General features: G+C 56.8%; 16 protein-coding genes. 12 read left to right on the plus strand and 4 right to left on the minus strand.

Annotation, left to right across the window (positions count from 1 at the left end):
- Positions 1-23: 23 nt before the first annotated feature.
- The 4 genes from M2407_RS15830 to mutH form a co-directional block, all read right to left on the minus strand.
- A complete protein-coding gene (locus tag M2407_RS15830) occupies positions 24-1,064 on the minus strand; it encodes an NADP(H)-dependent aldo-keto reductase (protein ID WP_130016958.1) in 1,041 nt (346 codons plus the stop codon).
- A 180-nt stretch (positions 1,065-1,244) separates the two neighbouring features.
- Positions 1,245-1,463: a YgdI/YgdR family lipoprotein gene (locus M2407_RS15835; protein ID WP_020828402.1), complete on the minus strand. Its 219-nt coding sequence runs from the start codon at positions 1,461-1,463 to the stop codon at positions 1,245-1,247.
- 173 nt (positions 1,464-1,636) lie between these two features.
- A complete protein-coding gene (locus M2407_RS15840; protein ID WP_020828401.1) occupies positions 1,637-2,353 on the minus strand; it encodes a TerC family protein in 717 nt (238 codons plus the stop codon).
- Positions 2,354-2,448: 95 nt separating this feature from the next.
- Positions 2,449-3,135 carry a DNA mismatch repair endonuclease MutH gene (gene mutH / locus M2407_RS15845; RefSeq protein ID WP_046372754.1) on the minus strand — a complete coding sequence of 229 codons (687 nt, stop codon included), beginning with the start codon at positions 3,133-3,135 and terminating at the stop codon, positions 2,449-2,451.
- Positions 3,136-3,831: 696 nt separating this feature from the next.
- On the opposite strand from mutH, the gene rppH reads away from it, so the two are divergent.
- The 12 genes from rppH to recD all read left to right on the plus strand — a co-directional run bounded on the left by rppH (position 3,832) and on the right by recD (position 22,430).
- Complete coding sequence (gene rppH / locus M2407_RS15850; RefSeq protein ID WP_012146527.1) at positions 3,832-4,359, plus strand: RNA pyrophosphohydrolase; 528 nt, start codon at positions 3,832-3,834, stop codon at positions 4,357-4,359.
- Positions 4,360-4,371: 12 nt separating this feature from the next.
- Positions 4,372-6,618, plus strand: a complete 2,247-nt coding sequence (ptsP, locus tag M2407_RS15855) for a phosphoenolpyruvate--protein phosphotransferase (protein ID WP_020828399.1) — start codon at positions 4,372-4,374, stop codon at positions 6,616-6,618.
- 190 nt (positions 6,619-6,808) lie between these two features.
- On the plus strand, positions 6,809-7,681 hold the full coding sequence (gene lgt / locus M2407_RS15860; protein ID WP_020828398.1) for a prolipoprotein diacylglyceryl transferase: 873 nt from the start codon (positions 6,809-6,811) through the stop codon (positions 7,679-7,681).
- Between the two features lie 7 nt (positions 7,682-7,688).
- A complete protein-coding gene (thyA, locus tag M2407_RS15865; RefSeq protein WP_020828397.1) occupies positions 7,689-8,483 on the plus strand; it encodes a thymidylate synthase in 795 nt (264 codons plus the stop codon).
- Between the two features lie 189 nt (positions 8,484-8,672).
- Positions 8,673-9,179, plus strand: a complete 507-nt coding sequence (locus tag M2407_RS15870; protein WP_259218578.1) for a prepilin peptidase-dependent protein — start codon at positions 8,673-8,675, stop codon at positions 9,177-9,179.
- A complete protein-coding gene (locus tag M2407_RS15875; RefSeq protein ID WP_142814511.1) occupies positions 9,167-9,745 on the plus strand; it encodes a prepilin peptidase-dependent protein in 579 nt (192 codons plus the stop codon). The genes M2407_RS15870 and M2407_RS15875 overlap by 13 nt, the downstream gene beginning before the upstream one ends.
- Entirely contained in the window at positions 9,742-10,188 is a 447-nt protein-coding gene (locus tag M2407_RS15880; protein WP_128865135.1) for a YgdB family protein, read from the plus strand. The genes M2407_RS15875 and M2407_RS15880 overlap by 4 nt, the downstream gene beginning before the upstream one ends.
- The gene (locus tag M2407_RS15885) at positions 10,178-10,552 is read left to right on the plus strand and encodes a prepilin-type N-terminal cleavage/methylation domain-containing protein (RefSeq protein WP_128865134.1); all 375 of its coding nucleotides are present in this window, start codon (positions 10,178-10,180) and stop codon (positions 10,550-10,552) included. Before M2407_RS15880 ends, M2407_RS15885 begins: the two co-directional genes overlap by 11 nt.
- Positions 10,553-10,585: 33 nt before the next feature.
- Positions 10,586-13,957, plus strand: a complete 3,372-nt coding sequence (gene recC / locus M2407_RS15890; protein WP_259218580.1) for an exodeoxyribonuclease V subunit gamma — start codon at positions 10,586-10,588, stop codon at positions 13,955-13,957.
- A gap of 189 nt (positions 13,958-14,146) precedes the next feature.
- Positions 14,147-17,035: a pitrilysin gene (gene ptrA / locus M2407_RS15895; RefSeq protein ID WP_130016984.1), complete on the plus strand. Its 2,889-nt coding sequence runs from the start codon at positions 14,147-14,149 to the stop codon at positions 17,033-17,035.
- Positions 17,032-20,583: an exodeoxyribonuclease V subunit beta gene (recB, locus tag M2407_RS15900; RefSeq protein WP_259218581.1), complete on the plus strand. Its 3,552-nt coding sequence runs from the start codon at positions 17,032-17,034 to the stop codon at positions 20,581-20,583. Before ptrA ends, recB begins: the two co-directional genes overlap by 4 nt.
- Positions 20,580-22,430 carry an exodeoxyribonuclease V subunit alpha gene (gene recD, locus M2407_RS15905; RefSeq protein WP_046372762.1) on the plus strand — a complete coding sequence of 617 codons (1,851 nt, stop codon included), beginning with the start codon at positions 20,580-20,582 and terminating at the stop codon, positions 22,428-22,430. Before recB ends, recD begins: the two co-directional genes overlap by 4 nt.
- Positions 22,431-22,443 lie beyond the last annotated feature (13 nt).

Below are 22,443 nucleotides of genomic sequence, written 5' to 3' on the forward strand. Positions count from 1 at the left end.
GCGGTTTAGGCGCCCCTGATTATTTAGGGGGCAGGAATGGTAAAGCGGGTGTGGATCTCCTCCAGCCCCTGAAGCACGTCTTCATTCAACACCAGGTCGAAACTGTCGATGTTGATTTTCAGCTGTTCCAACGTGGTGGCGCCCAGCAGGGTACTGGCAACGAAGGGTTGCTGGCGAACAAAGGCCAGGGCCATCTGCGAAGGATCCAGTCCGTGTTTTTTGGCTAATGCGACGTATTCGGCAATCGCCAACTGCGTTTGCGGGGCCGAATAACGATTAAAGCGGCTAAACAGCGTATTTCGCGCACCGGCCGGTTTGGCGCCGTTCAAATACTTGCCGCTCAGGGTGCCGAACGCCAGGCTGGAATAGGCTAACAGTTCGACGCCTTCGTGCTGGCTGATCTCCGCCAGAGCAATCTCAAAACTGCGGTTCAACAGGCTGTAGGGGTTCTGAATTGAGACGATGCGCGGCAGCTCATGCTTTTCAGCCAACTGCAGGTAACGCATCACGCCCCAAGGCGTTTCGTTGGACACCCCGATATAACGTATTTTACCGGCGCGCACCTGCTCGGTCAGCGCTTCCAGCGTTTCCAGCAGGGTGACGGTAGCCTTTTCGTCAGTGTACTGATAGTTGAGCTTACCGAAGAAGTTGGTCGCGCGCTGCGGCCAATGCAACTGGTAGAGATCGAGATAATCGGTGTTGAGGCGTTTCAGGCTGGCGTCCAGCGCGGCACGGATGTTTTTGCGATCCAGCGCCTGCTGCGGGCGGATACTGCTGTCAGTCCCGCGCACCGGCCCGGCGATTTTGCTGGCCAGCACCAGTTTCTCACGGTTGCCGCGAGCCTTGATCCAACTGCCGATGTACTGTTCGGTCAGCCCCTGGGTTTCAGGGCGGGGCGGTACCGGGTACATCTCTGCGGTATCGATCAGGTTGATGCCAGCGGCTAATGCATAGTCGAGTTGCGCGTGGGCATCGGCTTCACTGTTCTGTTCGCCAAAGGTCATGGTGCCCAGTCCCAGCACGCTCACTTCTAAAGAACTGTGGGGAATACGGTGGTATTGCATTAACGGCCTTCCTTTCGTGTTAGCGCTTACGGGCTATACACCCGATAAAACAGGAGCCAAACAATCTGCAAGGCGGTGATCTCGCCTTTGCCGACTATAACCAAGCCGAGAAGATGGGGGAAGTGGATTCAGTGCGGGGAGGGCTATCGCGCAACGCGGGGGCGATAGCCGATCGGGAAACTAGCGTTCGATGACCTGTGAAACCTGATCGCCGTTGATCTGGCGATGGTTGCCTTTTTCGTCTTTATAGCTGATGAGGCCGGTATCTTGGTCAATCTCTGGCTTGCCCTGAGTCAGGATCATATTGCCGTCTTTGGTCGCCATCACGTAATCGCTGGAGCATCCCGCCAACCCGGCGGCCATCACCAACGCAGACACTGCCATTACCCACTTTTTCATCCTGCGGATCCTCAGTTATGTATGCAAAAAGAAGCTTCTTTCTAGATTAGCAAACTATAGATGCATCGTGTTTCGGATAAGTCCTTATCTCTGTAAGAGAAAGTGACATTGAAACTGTGCGGGGGATACAAAAATATTAACGGGAGCGGCTTACGTTCGCTCCCGTTGGGGGATTACTCAGAGGCGGGTTTTTTCTTGCTGCGCATCAGGTTGAGCGCTTCTACCGACATCGAGAAGAACATCGCAAAGTAGATGTAGCCTTTAGGTACATGCACCTGGAAGCTTTCCAGCATCAGGGTGAAGCCCACCAGGATCAAGAATGCCAGCGCCAGCATTTTCACCGAAGGGTGGCGGTTAACGAACTCGCCAATCGGCCGGGCGGCAAACATCATAACGCCCACGGCAATCACTACTGCTGCCATCATGATAAACAGATGATCGGACAGGCCTACCGCGGTGATCACTGAATCCAGGCTGAAAATGATATCCAGCAGCATGATCTGCACGATGGCACCGAAGAAGCCGTGCACTTTAGTGTGGTGCTCTTCGTCCGACCCTTCGATGGTTTCATGGATCTCTTTACTGGCTTTCCAAATCAGGAACAGCCCGCCCAGCAGCAGGATCAGATCGCGAGCCGAAACGCTGTGATCCATGATGGTAAACAGCGGATGGGTCAGACGGATCACCCAGGCGATAGAGGCCAACAGCCCCAGACGCATTAACATTGCGCCGGCCAGCCCGATGCGACGCGCCTTGTTCTGCTGGGCTTTCGGCAGTTTAGACACCACCAGGGAAAGGAAAATAATGTTATCAATACCCAGAATGATCTCAAGAATGGTCAGCGTACCTAACGCTAACCAGGCATTGGGATCCATAATCCATTCGAACATTGCCTAGCCACACCTTAATAAAAAGCAAAGGCTGAATTATACGCGTTTATTGATACGGCGACACTGTTAGCTAAACACAGCCTAAACAAAAGCGATCAGATTAAGAAATGTCTTGCCAGCAGCGCGGCGGTGAAACTTTTTTTCAAATAGAAACCACGCGGTAATGTGAGGATCGGCTGACCTTGTTCGCCGATGGCTTCGGTCAGGGCTTTACTGTTGGCCGCCTTGGGGCGTAGTTGCAGCACTTCACCGTGCCGTGCGGTGATCCGTTCTACGTGGCCAAGCACGATCAAATCCATCAGCTCTTCCCAGTCGCGGCGCAGCATCTCTTCTTCTTCTTCGTTCGGGCTCCACAACAGTGGTGAACCTATGCGCCGCTGTGCCAGCGGAATCTGCCGCTCGCCTTCCACCGGGATCCACAGCACCCGCGCCAGCTTATGGCGTACGTGGCTGCTGGCCCAGGTGACGCCGCTGTTGCCGGTCAAGGGCGCTACGCAGACGAAAGTGGTTTCCAGCGGCTTGCCGGCGGCGTCTATCGGGATGGTTTTCAGCTCGATGCCCAACTCGGGAAAATCCTGTTCCGGCTTGCTGCCGGCCATGGCGCCAAGATACTGCTCCAGCAGCATGCCAACCCATCCTTTATCCCGCTTCAGGTCTTTTGGAATAGGCAACTGCGCACGTGTCGCCAGTTCTCCCAACTGACAGCCGGCAAGCTGCTGCGCCCGTTCAAACAGTTGCTGTTCATTTTCTGGAGGAGGGGGCAGAGGAGATAAAAACGCCATAATGCGAACCTGCTAGATTTGGTTGAAAAACGTACTGTATTTGTACACAGCGAACCTTGGTGGGCAAGGTCTGGGGAAAAGAATAATAGTAGCATGATTTTCCATGACTTTTTTCCCGCTACATGACGGAGGAAAAATTCAGGGCGACGCTTGTGCACCTGAAGCCACCGACAATAAACAGGATCTTACACCTATTTATCCACAGATTTATGGGATAACCCAAATTTTTACCGATCACTGGTTCGATTTACAGCCTTGACTCAGGGGTTTTTTTGCGAAATTGTCCGTTTTGTGCGTAACTCATACGGATAATCTGTGGATAAAAACGACGTTGGTGGATCTTTCGCCAGGGTAAGATCCTAAACGGATAAAGATCACATTTTTACTCTGTATAGGGTTGTTGATAAATATATAACTTTATGTTTTTATTGATGTATTTTTGTTTTTGTTTTTATGGTTATTTTGAGTTCACCAGAGTTTTACCGGCTTATCCCTTGAGTTCTTCACACACCTATCCACAGAAAAAGTGAATAAAACCGCGTGCAAACGGCTTCACATGTTTATAACTTTGCCATTATCTGTGAGTTATCCCAATGTTATCCGGTCTGCACCGCCGCAAAGCAGTGGTTTACCGCCTGTAGCTTGTGTGAAACAATCAGGGTATCTATGCGAATTTAAGCTTATCGAGGTAGTCCGGTGATCGATGATGATGGCTACCGCCCGAATGTTGGTATCGTAATCTGTAATCGTCAGGGGCAAGTCCTGTGGGCTCGCCGTTACGGTCAACACTCCTGGCAGTTTCCCCAAGGGGGGATCAACCCCGGTGAAACCGCAGAACAGGCAATGTACCGTGAGCTGTTCGAAGAAGTGGGGCTGAGCAAAAAGGATGTGCGTATCCTGGCCTCAACCCGCAACTGGTTGCGCTATAAATTGCCAAAACGTTTGGTGCGTTGGGACACAAAGCCGGTTTGTATCGGCCAAAAGCAGAAATGGTTTCTTTTGCAGTTAATGTGCAATGACGCTGATATCAATATGCAACGCAGCAGCACGCCGGAGTTTGACGGCTGGCGCTGGGTGAGCTTTTGGTATCCGGTGCGCCAGGTGGTGTCGTTCAAACGCGACGTTTACCGCCGGGTGATGAAAGAATTCGCCGTCACCGTGATGCCGATGCAGGAGCAGGCAGCGCAGCGGCAGACCCCCGCTTATCGCCGGAAGAGAGGTTAAGTTAAGCCGACTATGCTCACGCGCTTGCGAGAAATTGTTGAGAAGGTGGCCGCGGCGGCCAGCCTGACAGATGCGCTGGATCTTTTGGTTAATGAAACCTGTCTGGCAATGGATACGGAAGTCTGTTCCATCTATCTGGCAGACAATGACCGCCGCTGTTATTACCTGATGGCGACACGCGGGTTAAAAAAACCGCGTGGGCGCACTATCGCACTGGCCTTTGATGAAGGCATCGTCGGCCTGGTTGGGCGCCGTGCGGAGCCGATTAACCTGGCGGACGCGCAGAGCCACCCCAGCTTCAAATATATTCCCCAGGTGAAGGAGGATCGGTTCCGATCCTTCCTCGGCGTGCCGATCATTCATCGCCGCCAACTGCTGGGCGTATTGGTGGTTCAGCAGCGTGAGCTGCGCCAGTTCGACGAAAGCGAAGAGTCTTTTATGGTGACGCTGGCCACGCAAATGGCCGGTATCCTATCCCAATCGCAGCTTAACGCTCTTTTTGGCCAGTATCGCCAGACGCGCATTCGTGCGCTGGCGGCATCGCCAGGCGTGGCAGTGGCTGAAGGTTGGCAGGACAGCAGCCAGCCGTCACTCGATCAGGTTTACAAGGCCTCAACGCTCGATACCGCCAGCGAACGTGAACGCCTGACCCAGGCGCTGGAAGAAGCCGGGGCGGAATTCCGCCGTTTCAGCAAGCGCTTTGCCGCCAGCTCGCAAAAAGAGAGCGCGGCGATTTTCGATCTTTACTCTCACCTGCTGAACGACGCCCGTCTCAAGCGCGAACTCTTCGCCGAGATCGATGCCGGCTCCGTGGCCGAATGGGCGGTGAAACAGGTGATCGAAGTCTTTGCCGCCCAGTTCGCCAGCCTGCAAGACACCTACATGCGCGAGCGCGCCAGCGATCTGCGCGCGCTCGGTCAGCGTCTTTTATTCCACCTCGACGATACCACTCAGGGCGCAACCCAGTGGCCGGCGCGTTTTGTGCTGGTAGCCGATGAACTGACCGCTACCCTGTTGGCCGAAATGCCACAGGACAGGCTGGTCGGCGTGGTGGTCCGCGACGGTGCCGCCAACTCACACGCGGCTATTTTGGTGCGGGCGATGGGTGTGCCGACGGTGATGGGGGCGGATATCCAGCCTGCATTGCTCAGCCAGCGCCTGCTGATTGTCGATGGCTATCGCGGCGAGCTGCTGGTTGATCCTGAGCCGGTGCTGGTGCAGGAATACCAGCGGCTGATCAGCGAAGAGCTGGAATTAAGCCGATTGGCGGAAGACGATGTCGAACAGCCGGCTCAGCTCAAAAGCGGCGAGCGAGTGCAGGTGATGCTCAACGCCGGTCTTAGCCCGGAGCACGAGCAATTGCTGGGAGGGCGCGTCGATGGCGTCGGCCTCTACCGTACCGAAATTCCATTTATGCTGCAGAGTGGCTTCCCTTCCGAAGAGGAACAGGTCGCCCAATATCAGGGTATGTTGCAGCTCTATCCGAACAAGCCGGTGACGCTGCGCACGCTGGATATCGGCGCCGATAAGCAGCTGCCTTATATGCCTATCAGCGAAGAAAACCCCTGTCTGGGTTGGCGCGGTATCCGCATCACCCTGGATCAGCCGGAAATCTTCCTGATCCAGGTGCGCGCCATGCTGCGTGCCAATGCCGGTACCGGCAATCTGGGCATTTTGCTGCCGATGATCACCAGTCTGGAAGAGATCGACGAGGCCCGACGCCTGATCGACCGCGCTGGGCGGGAAGTAGAAGAAGTGCTGGGGTATGAAATTCCCAAACCCAAACTTGGCGTAATGCTTGAAGTGCCGTCGATGATCTTCCTGATCCCGCATCTGGCCGGGCGGGTGGAGTTTATTTCGGTCGGTACCAACGACCTGACTCAGTACCTGTTGGCGGTGGATCGCAACAATACCCGAGTGGCTTCGCTATACGACAGCCTGCATCCTTCCATGCTGCAGGTGCTCAAGATGATTGTCGTTCAGGCCCAGGCCGTCGGGCTGCCGGTGGGGTTGTGCGGTGAACTGGCCGGCGATCCCATGGGGGCCTTGTTGCTGGTGGGCATGGGCTACCGCAACCTGAGCATGAACGGACGTAGCGTGGCGCGGATCAAATATCTGCTGCGGCATATTGAGCTCTCCGATGCCGAAGTGCTGGCGCAGCGGGTACTCAGTGCCCAAATGACCACCGAAGTGCGCCATCAGGTGGCGGCGTTTATGGAGCGGCGCGGCATGGGCGGGTTGATCCGCGGCGGCAAGTAACGCCGCAGGCTGACTGATTTTTTTACAGAACTTTTCCCAGCAGTCCAGTCCGGAGACGCTTAAGCTTATGCTATTATCCGCCTCCTCACTGTGTTGAAAGCAACGGAAAAAGTGCTCCTGCTGCGTTTCACCGCGTTTGGCACCTGCCGCCCCCGGATGGGGAAGAATAATAGACATGTTGTGGTGATAGATGACCAATAGCTATCTGGCGTTTCCTAAATTTGATCCGGTGATTTTCTCTATCGGTCCGGTCTCTCTGCATTGGTACGGTCTGATGTACCTGGTTGGCTTCGTTTTTGCCATGTGGCTGGCGGTGCGCCGTGCCAACAAACCGGGCAGCGGCTGGACCAAGGATGAAGTAGAGAACCTGCTGTATGCCGGTTTCCTCGGCGTGTTCGTCGGTGGCCGCGTTGGCTATGTGTTGTTCTACAACCTGCCGCTGTTCCTGGATAACCCGCTCTATCTGTTCAAAGTCTGGGATGGCGGTATGTCGTTTCACGGCGGCCTGATGGGGGTGATTCTGGTAATGTTCTGGTTCGCTCGTCGTACCAAACGCACCTTCTTCCAGGTTTCTGATTTTATTGCCCCGCTGATCCCCTTCGGCCTGGGTGCCGGCCGCTTGGGCAACTTTATCAACGGCGAACTCTGGGGCCGTGTTACCACCGATACCCCATGGGCGATGCTGTTCCCAAGTTCACGCGCGGAAGACGTAGCGCTTGCCGCCGCCGATCCGCAACTGCTGCCGATCCTGAATCAATACGGCGTGCTGCCGCGCCACCCGTCCCAGCTGTATGAACTGCTGCTGGAAGGCGTGGTGCTGTTTATCATTCTGAACCTGTTTATTCGCAAACCGCGGCCGATGGGCGCCGTTTCCGGCCTGTTCCTGATTGGTTATGGCGTATTCCGCATTATCGTCGAAGCTTTCCGTCAGCCGGATGCACAGCTCGGCCTGTTCGACGGCGTAATCAGCATGGGGCAGATCCTGTCCGTTCCTATGGTGGTGGCCGGTATTATTATGATGATTTGGGCGTATCGTCGTCGCCCGCAGCAACAACTGTCGTGAGGAACAAATGAAACAGTATCTGGATTTGATGAACAAAGTGCTCGCCGAGGGCACCCCTAAAGCCGACCGTACCGGCACTGGCACGCTGTCGATTTTCGGCCACCAGATGCGTTTCAATTTGCAGGAAGGCTTCCCGTTGGTGACCACCAAAAAATGTCACCTGCGTTCGATCATCCATGAACTGTTGTGGTTCCTGAACGGAGACACCAACGTGGCTTACCTGAAGGAAAACAAGGTCAGCATCTGGGACGAGTGGGCGGACGAGAACGGCGACCTTGGCCCGGTGTACGGTAAACAGTGGCGTGCCTGGGGAGCCGCTGACGGCCGTCAGATCGACCAGTTGACCACGGTGCTGAACCAGCTGAAACAGGATCCGGATTCACGCCGCATCATAGTCTCGGCCTGGAACGTGGGTGAATTGGATCAGATGGCGCTGGCGCCATGCCATGCGTTCTTCCAGTTCTACGTGGCGGACGGCAAATTATCCTGTCAGCTGTACCAGCGCTCGTGCGATGTGTTCCTCGGCCTGCCGTTCAACATTGCCAGCTACGCGCTGTTAGTGCATATGATGGCGCAGCAATGCGATCTGGAAGTGGGTGATTTCGTCTGGACCGGCGGCGATACCCACCTATACAGCAACCATATGGAACAAACCCAGCTGCAGCTGACCCGTGAACCGCGTGCCTTGCCAACGCTTTTGATCAAACGCAAACCGGCATCGCTGTTCGATTACCGTTTCGAAGATTTTGAAATCGAAGGGTACGATCCGCATCCCCCAATCAAAGCACCGGTTGCTATCTGATTTTCTCCGCATAAGTTATCCCCGAGGGCGCACAGGTTGCGCCCTTATCTTTTCCTGCCGTTCCCTTACTGCGCACTGCATCGCATTTTGTTGTGCTTGTTCACCTGTTGCATAGAAAGCCTGCGCGGTGCGCTTCAAGGCTGAAAAGCCCCCCTTTACCCTGTTGCGCGCCTGATTACACTGGCCGCCATGAACGACGAGATGAATTTTAACCCCGATGGCCAGCGCGGTATGACGCTGATAGAACTGCTGGTGGTGATTACCCTGGCGGGTCTGCTGACGGGCTGGGGTGTCAGCCACTGGCGTCATTATCAGCAGGCTTTGCGGTTGGAACACACTGCACAACAACTGCTGGCTTTTCTCAACCGGTTGCAGGCTGATGCCAACTGGCACAACCGCATGGCGCTGCTGGGGATTAAACCCGGAACGACCTGGTGTATCGGTGAAGGTCAAACGCCTGCGAATTGCGCTGCACTCGACGATGACATCTTCAAGCCGCATTACCCTGATGTGCGGCTGACAGGCCATACCCAAAAAGAGATGGGGTTTTATGGCCTGCGCAATAATGCGCAGGCGGGGCATATTGTGCTTAGCAACGGTGCAGGCAGCCTGAGGTTGGTGCTGTCTGCCAAGGGGCGACTGCGACTGTGCAGCGAAGGGGTGAGCATCAGGGGGGTTGCGCTATGTCAGCCTTAGAGCGGGGTTTTACGCTGCCGGAGGTGATGTTGGCGCTGACGTTCGGCAGCCTGATTGCGCTTGCTGCCGCCAAAACCTATCCGGTTTTACGTCAACACAGCGTCGATGTCGGCAGGCACTACCGGCTGGAGTCGGTACTGCGGCAATTGGCCTTCGGCATTGAGAAAGATCTACGCCGTGCGGGGTTTTGCGCCGGTCAGTGCCGTGGGCAACCAATACTGCTTAGCCACCTTCCCGGAGAAGCGGCGGGCAGTTGCGTGATTATCGCCTATGACATCAGTCGTAACGGCCATTGGGAGGCTTTCGGCGCCGATGCCGACTATTTCGGTTATCGCCTGCGCCAGGGGATGTTGGAAGGGCAGCGGGGTATTAATCATTGTCGGGGCGGTGGCTGGGAACGTCTGATCGATAACGACGAAGTGCGTATCGAAGCCTTCAGCGTAAAGACCAATCTGGGTGAAAACGGAAAAACCTGGGCTACGCTGGTGCTAAGTGGCCGTGCGAAAGCGGATAGCAATATACGGCGCAGCCTGGTCTGGGCGGTCAATATGGCTTCAATGCCATGAACATTAGTGCCGAACGAGGCGGCAGTACCCTGGCGGCCGTGATGATGCTGTTGGTGATGGGGCTGATGCTGTTGAATGCCCAGCATCGCCAACTGGACAGCGCTTTACTGCTGGCGACCGACGAGAAGCGCTATTTACGTGCTTACAATCAGGCCGCTTCCGCGCTCAGTTGGGGTGTGGCCCAGACTTGGCCTCGCGGGCAATTGAGCGTCAGTGGCTGGTGGTGCCGGCAAGCCGACGCGCTACGTGCCTGCGCAAAATTATCCTCCCAGGCGGGTATTGTCCTGGTGCGTGGTGAAGCACCGATGAATGGCGCAGAGCCTTTGCGGTTATATCAACGGAGCAAACCTGAGGGCGCAACCGGAGAGATTGCGCTCAGAGCAGAAACCGGCGGGTGGCTGGATTTTTGCCCTGAAAAAAAGCAGGCGGACTGTGAGGATTAACCCAACTGAAGCATCTGACGCAACCTTATGGCGCCAGCGGGGCTTCAGCTTGCCGGAGGTCTTGATTGCCGCGTTGTTGTTCGCGGTGTCGCTACTGGGGTTGTTACAGTATCATCAGGTGCTGTTGCAGTCGTTCCAGCGTCAGTGGCAGTATCGACAGGCGTGGTCGTTGGCGCACCAGCATCTGGAAGTGTTCGCCGCTACCGGTCGCATGGATGCCGGGCTGCCGCCACTGGCACCCGGCTGGCGGCGTGAGACCAGCTTGAGCAGCCCACAGCCTGCCTGTCAGCGGTTAGTGGTAAGAATACAAACGCCCCAACAGCAGTGGGCGGAACTCAGTCGTTGGTACTGCATGCGCCAGTGAGCTGGCACATATTTTGTTTTAAGGGAGCGCCCAATGTTTAAGGTTTATCACTCCAATCAGTTGGACGTGTTAAAAACGCTGACCAGCATTTTGATAGCCAGAGAGCCCTTGGCCGATCCTTTCCAACAGGAAGTGGTGCTGGTGCAGAGCCCCGGTATGGCGCAGTGGCTGCAGATGCAACTGGCGGAGCAGTTCGGCATCGCCGCCAACATTGCTTTCCCCCTGCCGGCTACCTTCATCTGGGACATGTTTACCCGGGTGTTACCGGGTATCCCGAAAGAGAGCGCCTTCAGCAAAGACGCCATGACCTGGAAGCTGATGTGGCTGCTGCCCGATTTACTCACCCAGCCTGAATTTGCGCCACTGCAGCATTACCTCACCGACGACGGCGACAAACGTAAAATTCATCAACTGGCCGGTCGGGTGGCGGACCTGTTTGACCAATACCTGGTGTATCGCCCGCAATGGCTGGAAAGCTGGCAGAAGGGCGAACGCGTTGACGGACTGGCGGAAGCGCAGCAATGGCAGGCCCCGCTGTGGGCGCGCCTGGTAGAGTACACCGCGGAATTGGGGCAGCCGGAATGGCATCGCGCCAACCTGTATCGCCGTTTTATCAACGAGCTGGAAAAGGCACAGCAGCCCCCGGCGGGATTGCCGCCACGGGTCTTTATCTGCGGCATTTCGGCATTGCCGCCGGTCTATCTGGAGGCCCTCCAGGCGCTGGGCAGGCACATTGACGTCCACCTGATGTTCACTAACCCTTGCCGCTACTACTGGGGAGATATTCAGAGTCAATCATTTCTGGCGAAATTGCAGAGCCGCAAACGACGCCATTATCAGGATCAAACCGAATATGCGTTATTCAAAGATCCTGAAAATGCCGCCGCACTGTTTAATGAAGCCGGTGAGCAAGACCTGCCGAACCCGCTGTTGGCCTCATGGGGCAAGCTGGGACGCGACCACCACTTTTTGCTTTCGCAGATCGAATCTGCGCAGGAAGTTTTCGCATTTGTCGATATCCCTGCGGACAATCTGTTGCATGGCATTCAGTACGATATGCTGGAGCTGAAGAACAGTGCGGTTATCGGCACCACGCCGGAAACGCTGGAAAGCAGCGCCACCAAACGACGACTGGATCCTGCCGATCGCTCCATCAGCCTGCACGCTTGCCACAGCCCGCAGCGTGAAGTTGAGGTGCTGCACGATCAGTTATTGAGCATGTTGGCGGATGACCCTGAGCTGACGCCGCGCGACATTATTGTGATGGTGGCGGACATCGACAATTACACGCCTTATATCCAGGCGGTATTTGGCAATGCCTCCCCGGAACGCTACCTGCCGTTTGCCATTTCTGACCGCAAAGCCAGCCAGGCCCACCCGGCGCTGCAGGCTTTTATCTCGCTGTTGGATCTGCCGCAGAGCCGCTTTACCTCAGAGCAGGTGCTGGCACTGCTGGAGGTTCCCGCACTGGCGGCGCGATTCTCCATCCGGGAAGAGGGCCTGCGTCTGTTGCGCCATTGGGTGGGGGAATCCGGCGTACGCTGGGGCCTGGATGACGACAACGTGCGCGAACTGGATTTGCCCGCCACCGGACAGCACACCTGGCAATTTGGCATTACGCGTATGCTGTTGGGTTACGCCATGGACAGCAATGCCGGTGACTGGCAGGGAGTCTTGCCCTACGACGAATCGAGCGGATTGGTCGCCGAGCTGGCTGGGCAGCTAGCTGAACTGCTGGCGGCGTTGAGCCGCTGGCGGCAACGGCTGGGGCAACTGCGTACGCTGCAGGAATGGCAGCCGCTGTGCCGCCAACTGCTGGAGACCTTCTTTGAGCAGGACGGTGAAACCGAAGTGGTGCTGGCGCTGATTGAGCAGCAGTGGAACAAGCTGTTCGAGTTCGGGTTGGCGGCCCGTTATCCCGATGAGGTGCCACTGTCCATCCTGCGTGATGAACTGGCGTCACGCCTCGATCAGGAGCGGATCAGCCAGCGTTTCCTGGCCGGGCAAATCAATTTCTGCACCCTGATGCCGATGCGCTCCATCCCGTTCAACGTGGTTTGCCTGCTGGGCATGAACGACGGCGTTTACCCACGGACGCTGCCGCCGTTAGGCTTTGATCTGATGGCACAGCAGGTCAAGCGTGGCGATCGTAGCCGCCGTGATGATGACCGCTATCTGTTCCTGGAGGCGATACTGTCGGCGCAGCAACGGCTGTATATCAGCTTTATTGGCCGCTCCATTCAGGATAACAGCGAACGTTACCCTTCGGTGTTGGTGACCGAGCTGCTGGAATACCTTGAACAGAGCTACTGCCTGCCGGGGGATGAGGCGTTGGACGCCGATGGCAGCGCAAAACGCGTGGGTGATCACTTGCTTAACTGGCACTCGCGTATGCCGTTTGCCGCCGAGAATTTCCTGCCCGGTACCGAAGATCAGAGCTACGCCGCAGAATGGCTGCCGGCCGCCGACGGAAAAGGAGCTGCACATCCGGCGTTTAATCAACCTCTGCTGCCGGAAGCGCAGACCCAGATTTTGCTGGATGATTTACTGCGATTTTATCGCCACCCTATCCGCGCCTTCTTCCAACTCCGTCTGGGGGTCAGCTTCATTCTGGAAGAAACCGAACTGCCGGATGAAGAGCCCTTTACCCTGGATAATCTCAGCCGTTATCAGTTCAACAGCCAACTGTTGAATACCCTGATTGACGGTGAGGACGCCACGCGCCTGTTTCAGCGAGTTCGTGCCGCCGGCGGATTACCCTTTGGCCCATTCGGTGAAATTTATTGGCAGAAGCAGCAGGAAGAGATAGCTGAATTGGCTGAGCAGGTGCGGGCAGAGCGTAGCGAAGGGCACAGTCTTGAACTGGATATCGACATTGCCGGCGTGCGCATTAGCGGCTGGTTGCATCAGGTTCAGGAAGACGGGCTGTTACGTTGGCGGCCATCCACCCTGTCGGCCGTCGATGGGATATTGCTGTGGCTGGAGCATCTGGTGTACTGCTGCGCCGGTGGCACAGGGGAAAGCCGAATTTACGGTCGCAAAGGGGCAGCCTGGCGTTTTGCCGCCCTGAGCGCAGAGGCTGCCCACGAGCAACTGGCCGAACTGGTGGCCGGTTATCAGCGCGGTCTCTGTCAGCCGTTACTGTTGCTGAACAAAAGCGGCTGGGCTTGGCTAAGCCAATGTTACCAGCAGGAAACGCAGCAGATTGACTGGGATGAAGAGGTGCAAATCAAGGCTCGAGCCAAACTGCTGCAGACCTGGCAGGGCGATCAGCGCATTCCGGGAGAAGGCGAGGACCCTTATGTGCAGCGGGTATTCCGGCAGTTGGATAATCCTTCTTTAGCGCAAATTCTGGCCGAAACAGAACGTTACCTGCTGCCGGTTGCGCGACATAACCTTGGGTAACAATCCCCCGGTGGTGCTGATTGCCGGGAGGTGGTAAAAATAATTAGGGTTATATTCAACTATCGGGGTCAGCTCCGGTCTTACATAACGTACAAGCATATAGATATTATTGTGTTGTGTTGTTTTGATGTACGCCGTCAACGTCAGGGATTTGGCGCGATGGCGTCAGAATAGGGGTTTATTTTGGATATGCGCAGACAGTTGGCCCGCATCACCGGGTTAGTATTATTGGTTATGTTTTGGGCACCGTTGAGCTGGGCCGCACAGGGATGGCAACCGCTGGCGGAGAAGATCAACAAAAGCGATCACGATCCGCGTCAGTATCAGGCGATCAAACTGACGAACGGCATGACCGTGCTGCTGGTGTCCGATGCTCAGGCACCAAAATCGCTGGCGGCGCTGGCGCTGCCGGTGGGCTCGCTGGAGGATCCGAACAGCCAGCTTGGGCTGGCGCACTACCTGGAGCACATGGTGCTGATGGGATCCAAGCGCTATCCGCAGCCGGAAAACCTGTCCGAGTTTCTGAAGAAACACGGTGGCAGCCATAACGCCAGCACCGCCTCTTACCGCACCGCATTCTATCTGGAAGTGGAAAACGATGCGCTGGCCCCGGCGGTAGACCGCATGGCGGATGCCATTGCTGAGCCGATATTGGATCCAGGCAATGCCGATCGCGAACGTAATGCAGTGAATGCCGAACTGACGATGGCACGTTCGCGTGACGGTATGCGCATGGCGCAGGTCGGGGCGGAAACGCTAAACCCGGCTCACCCGAGTGCGCGCTTTTCCGGCGGTAACCTCGATACCCTGAAAGACAAGCCCGGCAGCAAGCTGCACGACGAGCTGACCGCATTCTATCAACGCTATTATTCCGCCAATCTGATGATGGGGGTGTTGTACAGCAACCAACCCTTACCGGCATTGGCTGAACTGGCGGCCAAAACCTTTGGCCGCGTACCTAACCATGATGCCAGCGTACCGCCGATAACCGTCCCGGCCGTCACGCCTGAGCAACAGGGGATCATTATTCACTATGTGCCGGCTCAGCCGCGCAAGCAGTTGAAGGTCGAGTTCCGCATCGACAACAACAGCGCTCAGTTCCGCAGTAAAACTGATACCTATATCGCTTACCTGATTGGCAACCGCAGCCAAAACACGCTGTCGGATTGGCTGCAGAAGCAAGGGTTGGCGGATGCAATCAATGCCGGGGCCGATCCTATGGTCGATCGCAACGGCGGGGTGTTTTCTATCAGCGTTTCGCTGACCGATAAAGGCCTGGCCAAACGTGACGAGGTGGTTGCCGCAATTTTCAATTACCTGAAGATGTTACGCAGCGAAGGCATCAAGCAAAGCTATTTTGATGAGATCTCCCATGTATTGAACCTGGATTTCCGTTATCCCTCGATCACCCGTGATATGGACTATATTGAATGGCTGGTGGATACCATGCTGCGCGTGCCGGTCGAACATACGCTGGATGCGCCTTACCTGGCCGACCGCTACGACGCCAAAGCGATTGCCGAGCGTCTGGACGCCATGACGCCGCAAAACGCACGCATCTGGTTTGTCAGCCCGAATGAACCACACAACAAAACGGCCTACTTCGTTAATGCGCCTTATCAGGTCGATAAGATTACGCCGCAGCGCTTCGAGCAGTGGCAGCAACTGGGCAAGGGGATCAACCTGTCGTTACCGGCCTTGAACCCGTATATTCCTGATGATTTCAGTCTGACCAAGCCTTCGCACGAGTTCAAAAAACCGGAGATGGTGGTCGACCAACCGGGCCTGCGCGTATTGTATATGCCGAGCCGCTACTTCGCCGACGAGCCTAAAGCCGACGTTACAGTGGCATTCCGCAATGCAAAAACCATGGACTCGGCGCGCAACCAGGTGCTGTTCTCGTTGACCGACTATCTGGCGGGAATTTCGCTGGATCAACTGAGCTATCAGGCCTCGGTTGGCGGCTTGAGTTTCTCTACTTCACCGAACAACGGTCTGCAATTCAACGCCAACGGCTTCACTCAGCGTCTGCCGCAGTTGCTGACGTCGTTGATTGAGGGGTACTCCAGCTTCACGCCGACGGAAGACCAACTGGCGCAGGCCAAATCCTGGTATTTGGAGCAACTGGATTCTGCCGAAAAGGGCAAAGCCTTCGAACTGGCGATTCAGCCGGTGCAGATGGTTTCCCGCGTGCCGTACTCCGAACGCAGCGAGCGCCGTGAGGTGTTGAAAACCCTGACGCTGAAAGACGTGCTGGCCTACCGCGACAGTCTGCTGGCCGATGCGACACCGGAGTTGCTGGTGGTGGGCAATATGAGCAAGCAACAGGTGGATACGCTGGCCTCCACGTTGAAACACCGTCTGGGGTGTACCGGTATTGAATGGTGGCACGGCGAAGACGTTGAAGTGGCTAAAAAACAGCTGGCCAACCTGCAGCGTGCCGGCAGCAGCACCGACTCGGCGCTGGCAGCGGTCTATGTGCCGACCGGCTATGACGAAGTGACCGGCATGGCCTACAGCTCGCTGTTGGGCCAGATTATTCAGCCGTGGTTCTACAGCCAGTTGCGTACCCAAGAGCAATTGGGCTATGCGGTATTTGCTTTCCCGATGTCCGTGGGGCGGCAGTGGGGGATTGGTTTCCTGTTGCAAAGCAACAGCAAGCAGCCGGCATATCTGTACCAGCGCTATCAGGATTTCTACCCGAAAACCGAAAAACGCCTGCGTGAGATGAAACCGGCCGACTTTGAACAGTATAAGCAGGCGATGATCAACGAGTTGAAACAGCGCCCGCAAACCCTGAGTGAAGAGGCTGGCCGTTTTGCCAATGACTTCGATCGCGGCAATTTTGCGTTTGATACCCGCCATAAGCTGATTGAACAGATCAAGCAACTGACGCCGGTCAAATTGGCGGACTATTTCCATCAGGCGGTGATCCAGCCGCAGGGTCTGGCGGTATTGTCGCAGGTGAGCGGCAGCGGCCAGGAGAAGGCGGATTATGCCGTGCAGCCGGAGTGGGTGACTTATCCTAATGCGTCCGCACTGCAGCAAACTATGCCGCGTAAGGTCGCTACACCATGACAGAGACTACCCCGCAGCGGCTTGATCCGCTAACGTTGCCGCTGTTTGGCGAACGGCTGATAGAAGCCTCGGCGGGGACCGGCAAGACCTTTACCATCGGGGCACTGTATCTGCGCCTGCTGCTTGGCCTGGGCCAGGCGGCGGCTTTTCCCCGGCCGCTGACGGTAGAGGAGATCCTGGTGGTGACCTTTACCGAGGCCGCCACCGAGGAGTTGCGTGGGCGTATTCGCAGCAATATCCATGGGTTGCGTATTGCCTGCGTCCGTGGCCGCAGCAAGGATCCGTTATTTACCTCGCTGATGGCGGAGATTAAAGATCTGCCCGACGCCGCTGCGCAGCTGTTGGCGGCCGAGCGGCAGATGGACGAAGCGGCGATATACACCATCCACGGTTTCTGTCAGCGTATGCTGACCCATAACGCCTTCGAGTCCGGCATTCTGTTTGAGCAGACTCTGGTGCAGGATGAGTTGCCGCTGCGTCGCCAGGCCTGTGCGGATTTTTGGCGTCGCCATTGTTACCCGTTGCCGCTGGGCGTGGCCCGGGCGGTAAGTCAGGAATGGAGCGGCCCGGAAGCCCTGCTGGCCGATCTCTCCGGTTATTTGCATGGCGAAGCGCCGCTGTTACGACGACCGCCGAAAGATGACGAAACGGTGCTGATGCGCCATGAGCAAATCGTGGCGCGTATTGACGCCATTAAAGCGCAGTGGGTGTCGGCAGCAGGCGATCTGGAAGCCTTAATTAGCCAGTCCGGCGTGGACAAGCGCAGCTACAGCACCAAACATCTGCCCAACTGGCTGCATAAGGTGGGCGAATGGACGGTGCTGGAAACGCAGGACTATCAGCTGCCGAAAGAGCTGGAGAAATTCCGTCAGTCGGTGCTGTTGGATAAAACCAAAAAAGGCGAGCCGCCACGTCATCCGCTGTTTGTGGCTATCGACGAACTTTTTGATGAACCGCTGACGCTGCGAGATTTGATCATGGCGCGGGCATTGAGCGAGATTCGCCTTTCTATTCAGCAAGAAAAGCGTCAACGAGCCGAGTTGGGCTTTGACGATTTGCTCAGCCGTTTGGATAGCGCACTGCACAGTGAAGGCGGCGATCGGTTAGCGCAGGCGATCCGTCAGCGTTATCCGGTGGCGATGATCGATGAATTCCAGGATACCGATCCGCAGCAATACCGTATCTTCCAAAAGCTTTACGTTGGCCGCCCCGAATGCGGCCTGCTGCTGATAGGCGACCCGAAACAGGCGATTTATGCCTTCCGCGGTGCCGACATCTTTACCTATATGCGAGCCCGCTCAGAGGTAAGCGCCCACTATACGCTTGAGACCAACTGGCGCTCGTCACCGGCAATGGTCGGCAGCGTTAACCATCTGTTTGCTCAGGTGGAAAAACCCTTCCTGTTCAGCCAAATTCCCTTTATTGACGTGGCCGCCGCCGCAAAAAACCGGGGCTTGGCTTTTGAACTGCAAAACCAACCGCAACCGGCAATGCAATTCTGGCTGCAGCAGGGAGAAGGTGTTGGCGTTAGTGAGTACCAACAATTGATGGCGCGCCTGTGTGCCTCACAAATCCGTGACTGGCTCAGCGCCGGGCAACAGCAGCAGGCTTGGCTGGTGGATGGCGATAAACGCCGGGCGGTGCAGGCTTCAGACATTACCGTGCTGGTGCGTAGCCGTAACGAGGCGGCGTTAGTTCGCGATGCACTCAGTGCGCTGGCCATTCCTTCGGTTTATTTGTCCAACCGCGACAGCGTGTTTGATACGCCAGAGGCCAAGGATTTGCTGTGGTTGCTGCAGGCCGTGCTGGCACCGGAGCAGGAGCGAACCTTGCGCAGCGCTATGGCGACCGGGCTGATGGGATTGGACGCATTGGTGCTGGACAGTTTGAATCAGGATGAGCGCGCCTGGGATAGGCTGGTCGACGAGTTTGACGGCTATCGCTCCCTCTGGCTGCGCCGGGGGGTATTGCCGATGTTGCGCGAGGTGATGAAGCAGCGCCATCTGGCAGAAAACCTGTTGGCTACGCAGGGGGGCGAGCGTCGATTGACCGACGTGATGCATTTGGGGGAACTGTTGCAGGAAGCCTCAGCCCAGCTCGACAGCGAGCATGCGCTGGTACGTTGGCTGGCGCAGCAGATTGCCCAACCCAATCGTCAGTCTGACAACCAACAGCTACGTCTGGAAAGCGATCGCCATCTGGTGCAGGTGATCACCATCCATAAATCCAAAGGGCTGGAGTTTGATCTGGTGTGGCTGCCGTTCGTCGGTAATTTCCGCCAACAGCAGCAGGTGCTGTATCACGATCGCCAGAGCTTCCAGGCTTTGCTCGACCTCAACGCCGATGAAGAAAGTATCGAATGGGCGGAGGAGGAGCGACTGGCGGAGGATTTACGCCTGTTGTACGTGGCGTTGACCCGTTCGGTGTATCACTGCAGCATCGGTATTGCGCCGCTGATCCAAGGCACCCGCAAGAAGCAGGGGGATACCGATTTACACCGCAGCGCGCTGGGCTATCTGGTGCAAGCCGGCCAGGCCGGCGATGCTGCCTATCTGCAGCAATGCCTGCAACAGCTTGTCAGGGAAGGCGTTGCGCTGTCGCTGGTCGACACGCTGGATGAACAGCCCTGGTTGCCACAAACGCCGGAATTGAGCGAACTGGCCGCTAAAGGTTTTTCACGTCAGGTGCAGGATTTTTGGCGAGTGACCAGCTATACCGGCTTGCAACAGCACGGCGTGGGCCTGATGCAGGATTTATTGCCGCGGCTGGATGTTGATGCCGCAGGCGAGCAAGCTCAGGACAGTGAGCCAGCGCTCACACCGCACACTTTTCCACGCGGTGCTACGCCAGGGACTTTCTTGCACAGCCTGTTTGAAACGCTCGATTTTACCCAACCGCTCGATGAACAGTGGCTGCTGGAGCAACTGCAACAACAAGGCTTTGCCGAACATTGGCAACCGATACTGCTGGCGTGGATGCAGGTGTTGCTCAACACTCCGCTCAATGATACCGGTGTCGTGCTGTCGGCATTGGCGCCGCAGCAAAAGCAGGCGGAACTGCAGTTTTATCTGCCTATCGACAGGCTGTTGCAGGCCCGTGAGCTGGATGCCCTGGTGAAAAACTACGATCCGCTTTCTGCTCGCTGCCCGGCACTGGATTTCCAACAGGTGCAGGGAATGTTGAAAGGGTTTATTGACCTGGTGTTCTGCTGGCAGGGGAAGTACTACCTGCTGGATTACAAATCCAACTGGTTGGGCGAGGACAGCAGTGCCTATACCCGGCCGGCGATGGAGCAGGCTATGGCAGAACACCGTTACGATCTGCAGTATCAGTTATATACCCTGGCGCTGCACCGTTATCTGCGCCATCGGCTGGTGGACTACGACTATCAACGACACTTCGGCGGGGTGATTTATTTGTTCCTGCGCGGGGTGGATGCGCAGCATCCAGGCAACGGCATCTTCGCCTGTCGGCCAGAGCAAGCGTTAGTCGAAGGTATGGACAGGTTGTTCAGCGGCGAGGCCATTACGGCAGAGGATGAGCCATGATAGCTTTACTGGAACAGGCGCAGGCACTCGGCGTGCTGCGCCCGCTGGATTTACAGTTTGCCCGCGTGGTGGCCACAGCGGACCAGCCGGATATTTTATTGGCTGCCGCTTGCCTCAGCGCTGAGGCGGGTGCCGGCCATGTTTGCCTGATGCTGGAACAGTTGTTGCCGGAGAATCTTTTTGACGGACGTCAGCCAGAGCTGGCGCAGGCTGTGTGGTTGGCGGCCGGGCAGCCTGACCTGACCGACTGGCAGCAGCGCCTGTCCGCCAGTGCGGCGGTTGGCGATGGCAGCACGGCGATGCCGATGGTGTTGCAACAGCAGCGTTTGTACCTGCAGCGCATGTGGCAGAACGAAGGTGAGGTTGCCGATTTTATCAGCGGTGACAGCCTCCATCAGGCGGTTGAAGAAGCCGAGCTACGCACCATTCTCGATCAATTATTTGGCGAAGCGACCGATGAACCGGACTGGCAGAAAATTGCCGCCGCGGTGGCAGCCACGCGGCGCATTGCCGTCATTTCCGGCGGACCGGGCACCGGTAAAACGACCACCGTGGCCAAGCTGTTGGCCGCGTTGGTGCAGCTTGCCGAAGGCCGACGTTTGCGCATTCAGTTAGCGGCACCCACCGGTAAAGCGGCGGCGCGCTTGACCGAATCCTTAGGCAGCGCCGGCAGGCAACTGGCGCTAACGCCGGAGCAACGTGCGCTGTTCCCAACCGAAGCCTCCACTCTTCACCGTCTGCTAGGCGCTCAGCCCAACAGCCAGCGTATGCGTTATCACCGTGGCAACCCGCTGCATCTGGATGTACTGGTCGTCGATGAAGCCTCGATGGTTGACCTGCCGATGATGGCGCGCCTGATTGCCGCTTTGCCTGCTCAGGCGCGGGTGATCTTCCTGGGCGATCGCGATCAGCTGGCTTCGGTTGAGGCTGGCGCGGTGCTGGGCGATATCTGCCGCTTTGCCGAGCAAGGTTATAGCGTGGCACGGGCAGAACAGCTCTCGCGGCTGACGGGGTGTCTGCTGCAGGGGCAAAGTGCCGAGGCGGAGGCAGCCGTGCGCGACAGCCTGTGCCTGCTGCGCAAGAGCTATCGCTTTGATGCCAACTCGGGCATTGGTCAACTGGCCTTTGCGGTAAATGCCGGGGATGGCAAGAAGGCAGCATGGGCGCTGGGCGGCAATTTCAGTGACGTTACGGGGCACCCGTTGGCGGAAACGCAAGACTATCAGGCACTTTTGGATGCGTGCGTGGCGGGCTATCGTGATTATCTGCAGCAGGTGGCGACAGGTGCTGACGCGGTGACGATACTGGCTGCGTTTGGCCAATTCCAGGTGCTATGCGCGCTACGAGAGGGGCCATTCGGTATTGCCGGGTTGAATGAGCGGATTGAAACGGGACTGCAACGCGCCGGTTTGATCCAGCGTAAGCCAGGAACTGCGGGGCGCTGGTATCCGGGGCGTCCGGTGATGATTGGGCGTAATGACAGCGCGCTGGGGTTGTTCAACGGTGATATCGGTATTGCTTTGCGAGATGAGAGCGGCGAGCTGCGCGTTCATTTCCAACTGCCGGACGGTAGCATTAAGTCGGTGCAGCCGAGCCGTTTACCGGCGCATGAAACCGCCTATGCGATGACGGTGCATAAATCGCAGGGCTCGGAGTTCGATCATACGGTACTGGTACTGCCCAATCATTTCTTGCCGGTGCTGACCCGCGAACTGGTGTATACCGCGATTACCCGGGCGAGGAAGCAGCTTTCGCTGTATGCCACCGAAGCCGTTTTACTACGGGCGATCCGCACCCCGACCCAACGCCGCAGTGGGTTGGCAGAGCGGTTACAGATAACGGGTTAAGAGAGAGCTTGGG

The organism is Serratia sp. BIGb0234 (genome assembly GCF_024809915.1).
Taxonomy (GTDB): Bacteria; Pseudomonadota; Gammaproteobacteria; order Enterobacterales; family Enterobacteriaceae; genus Serratia; species Serratia liquefaciens.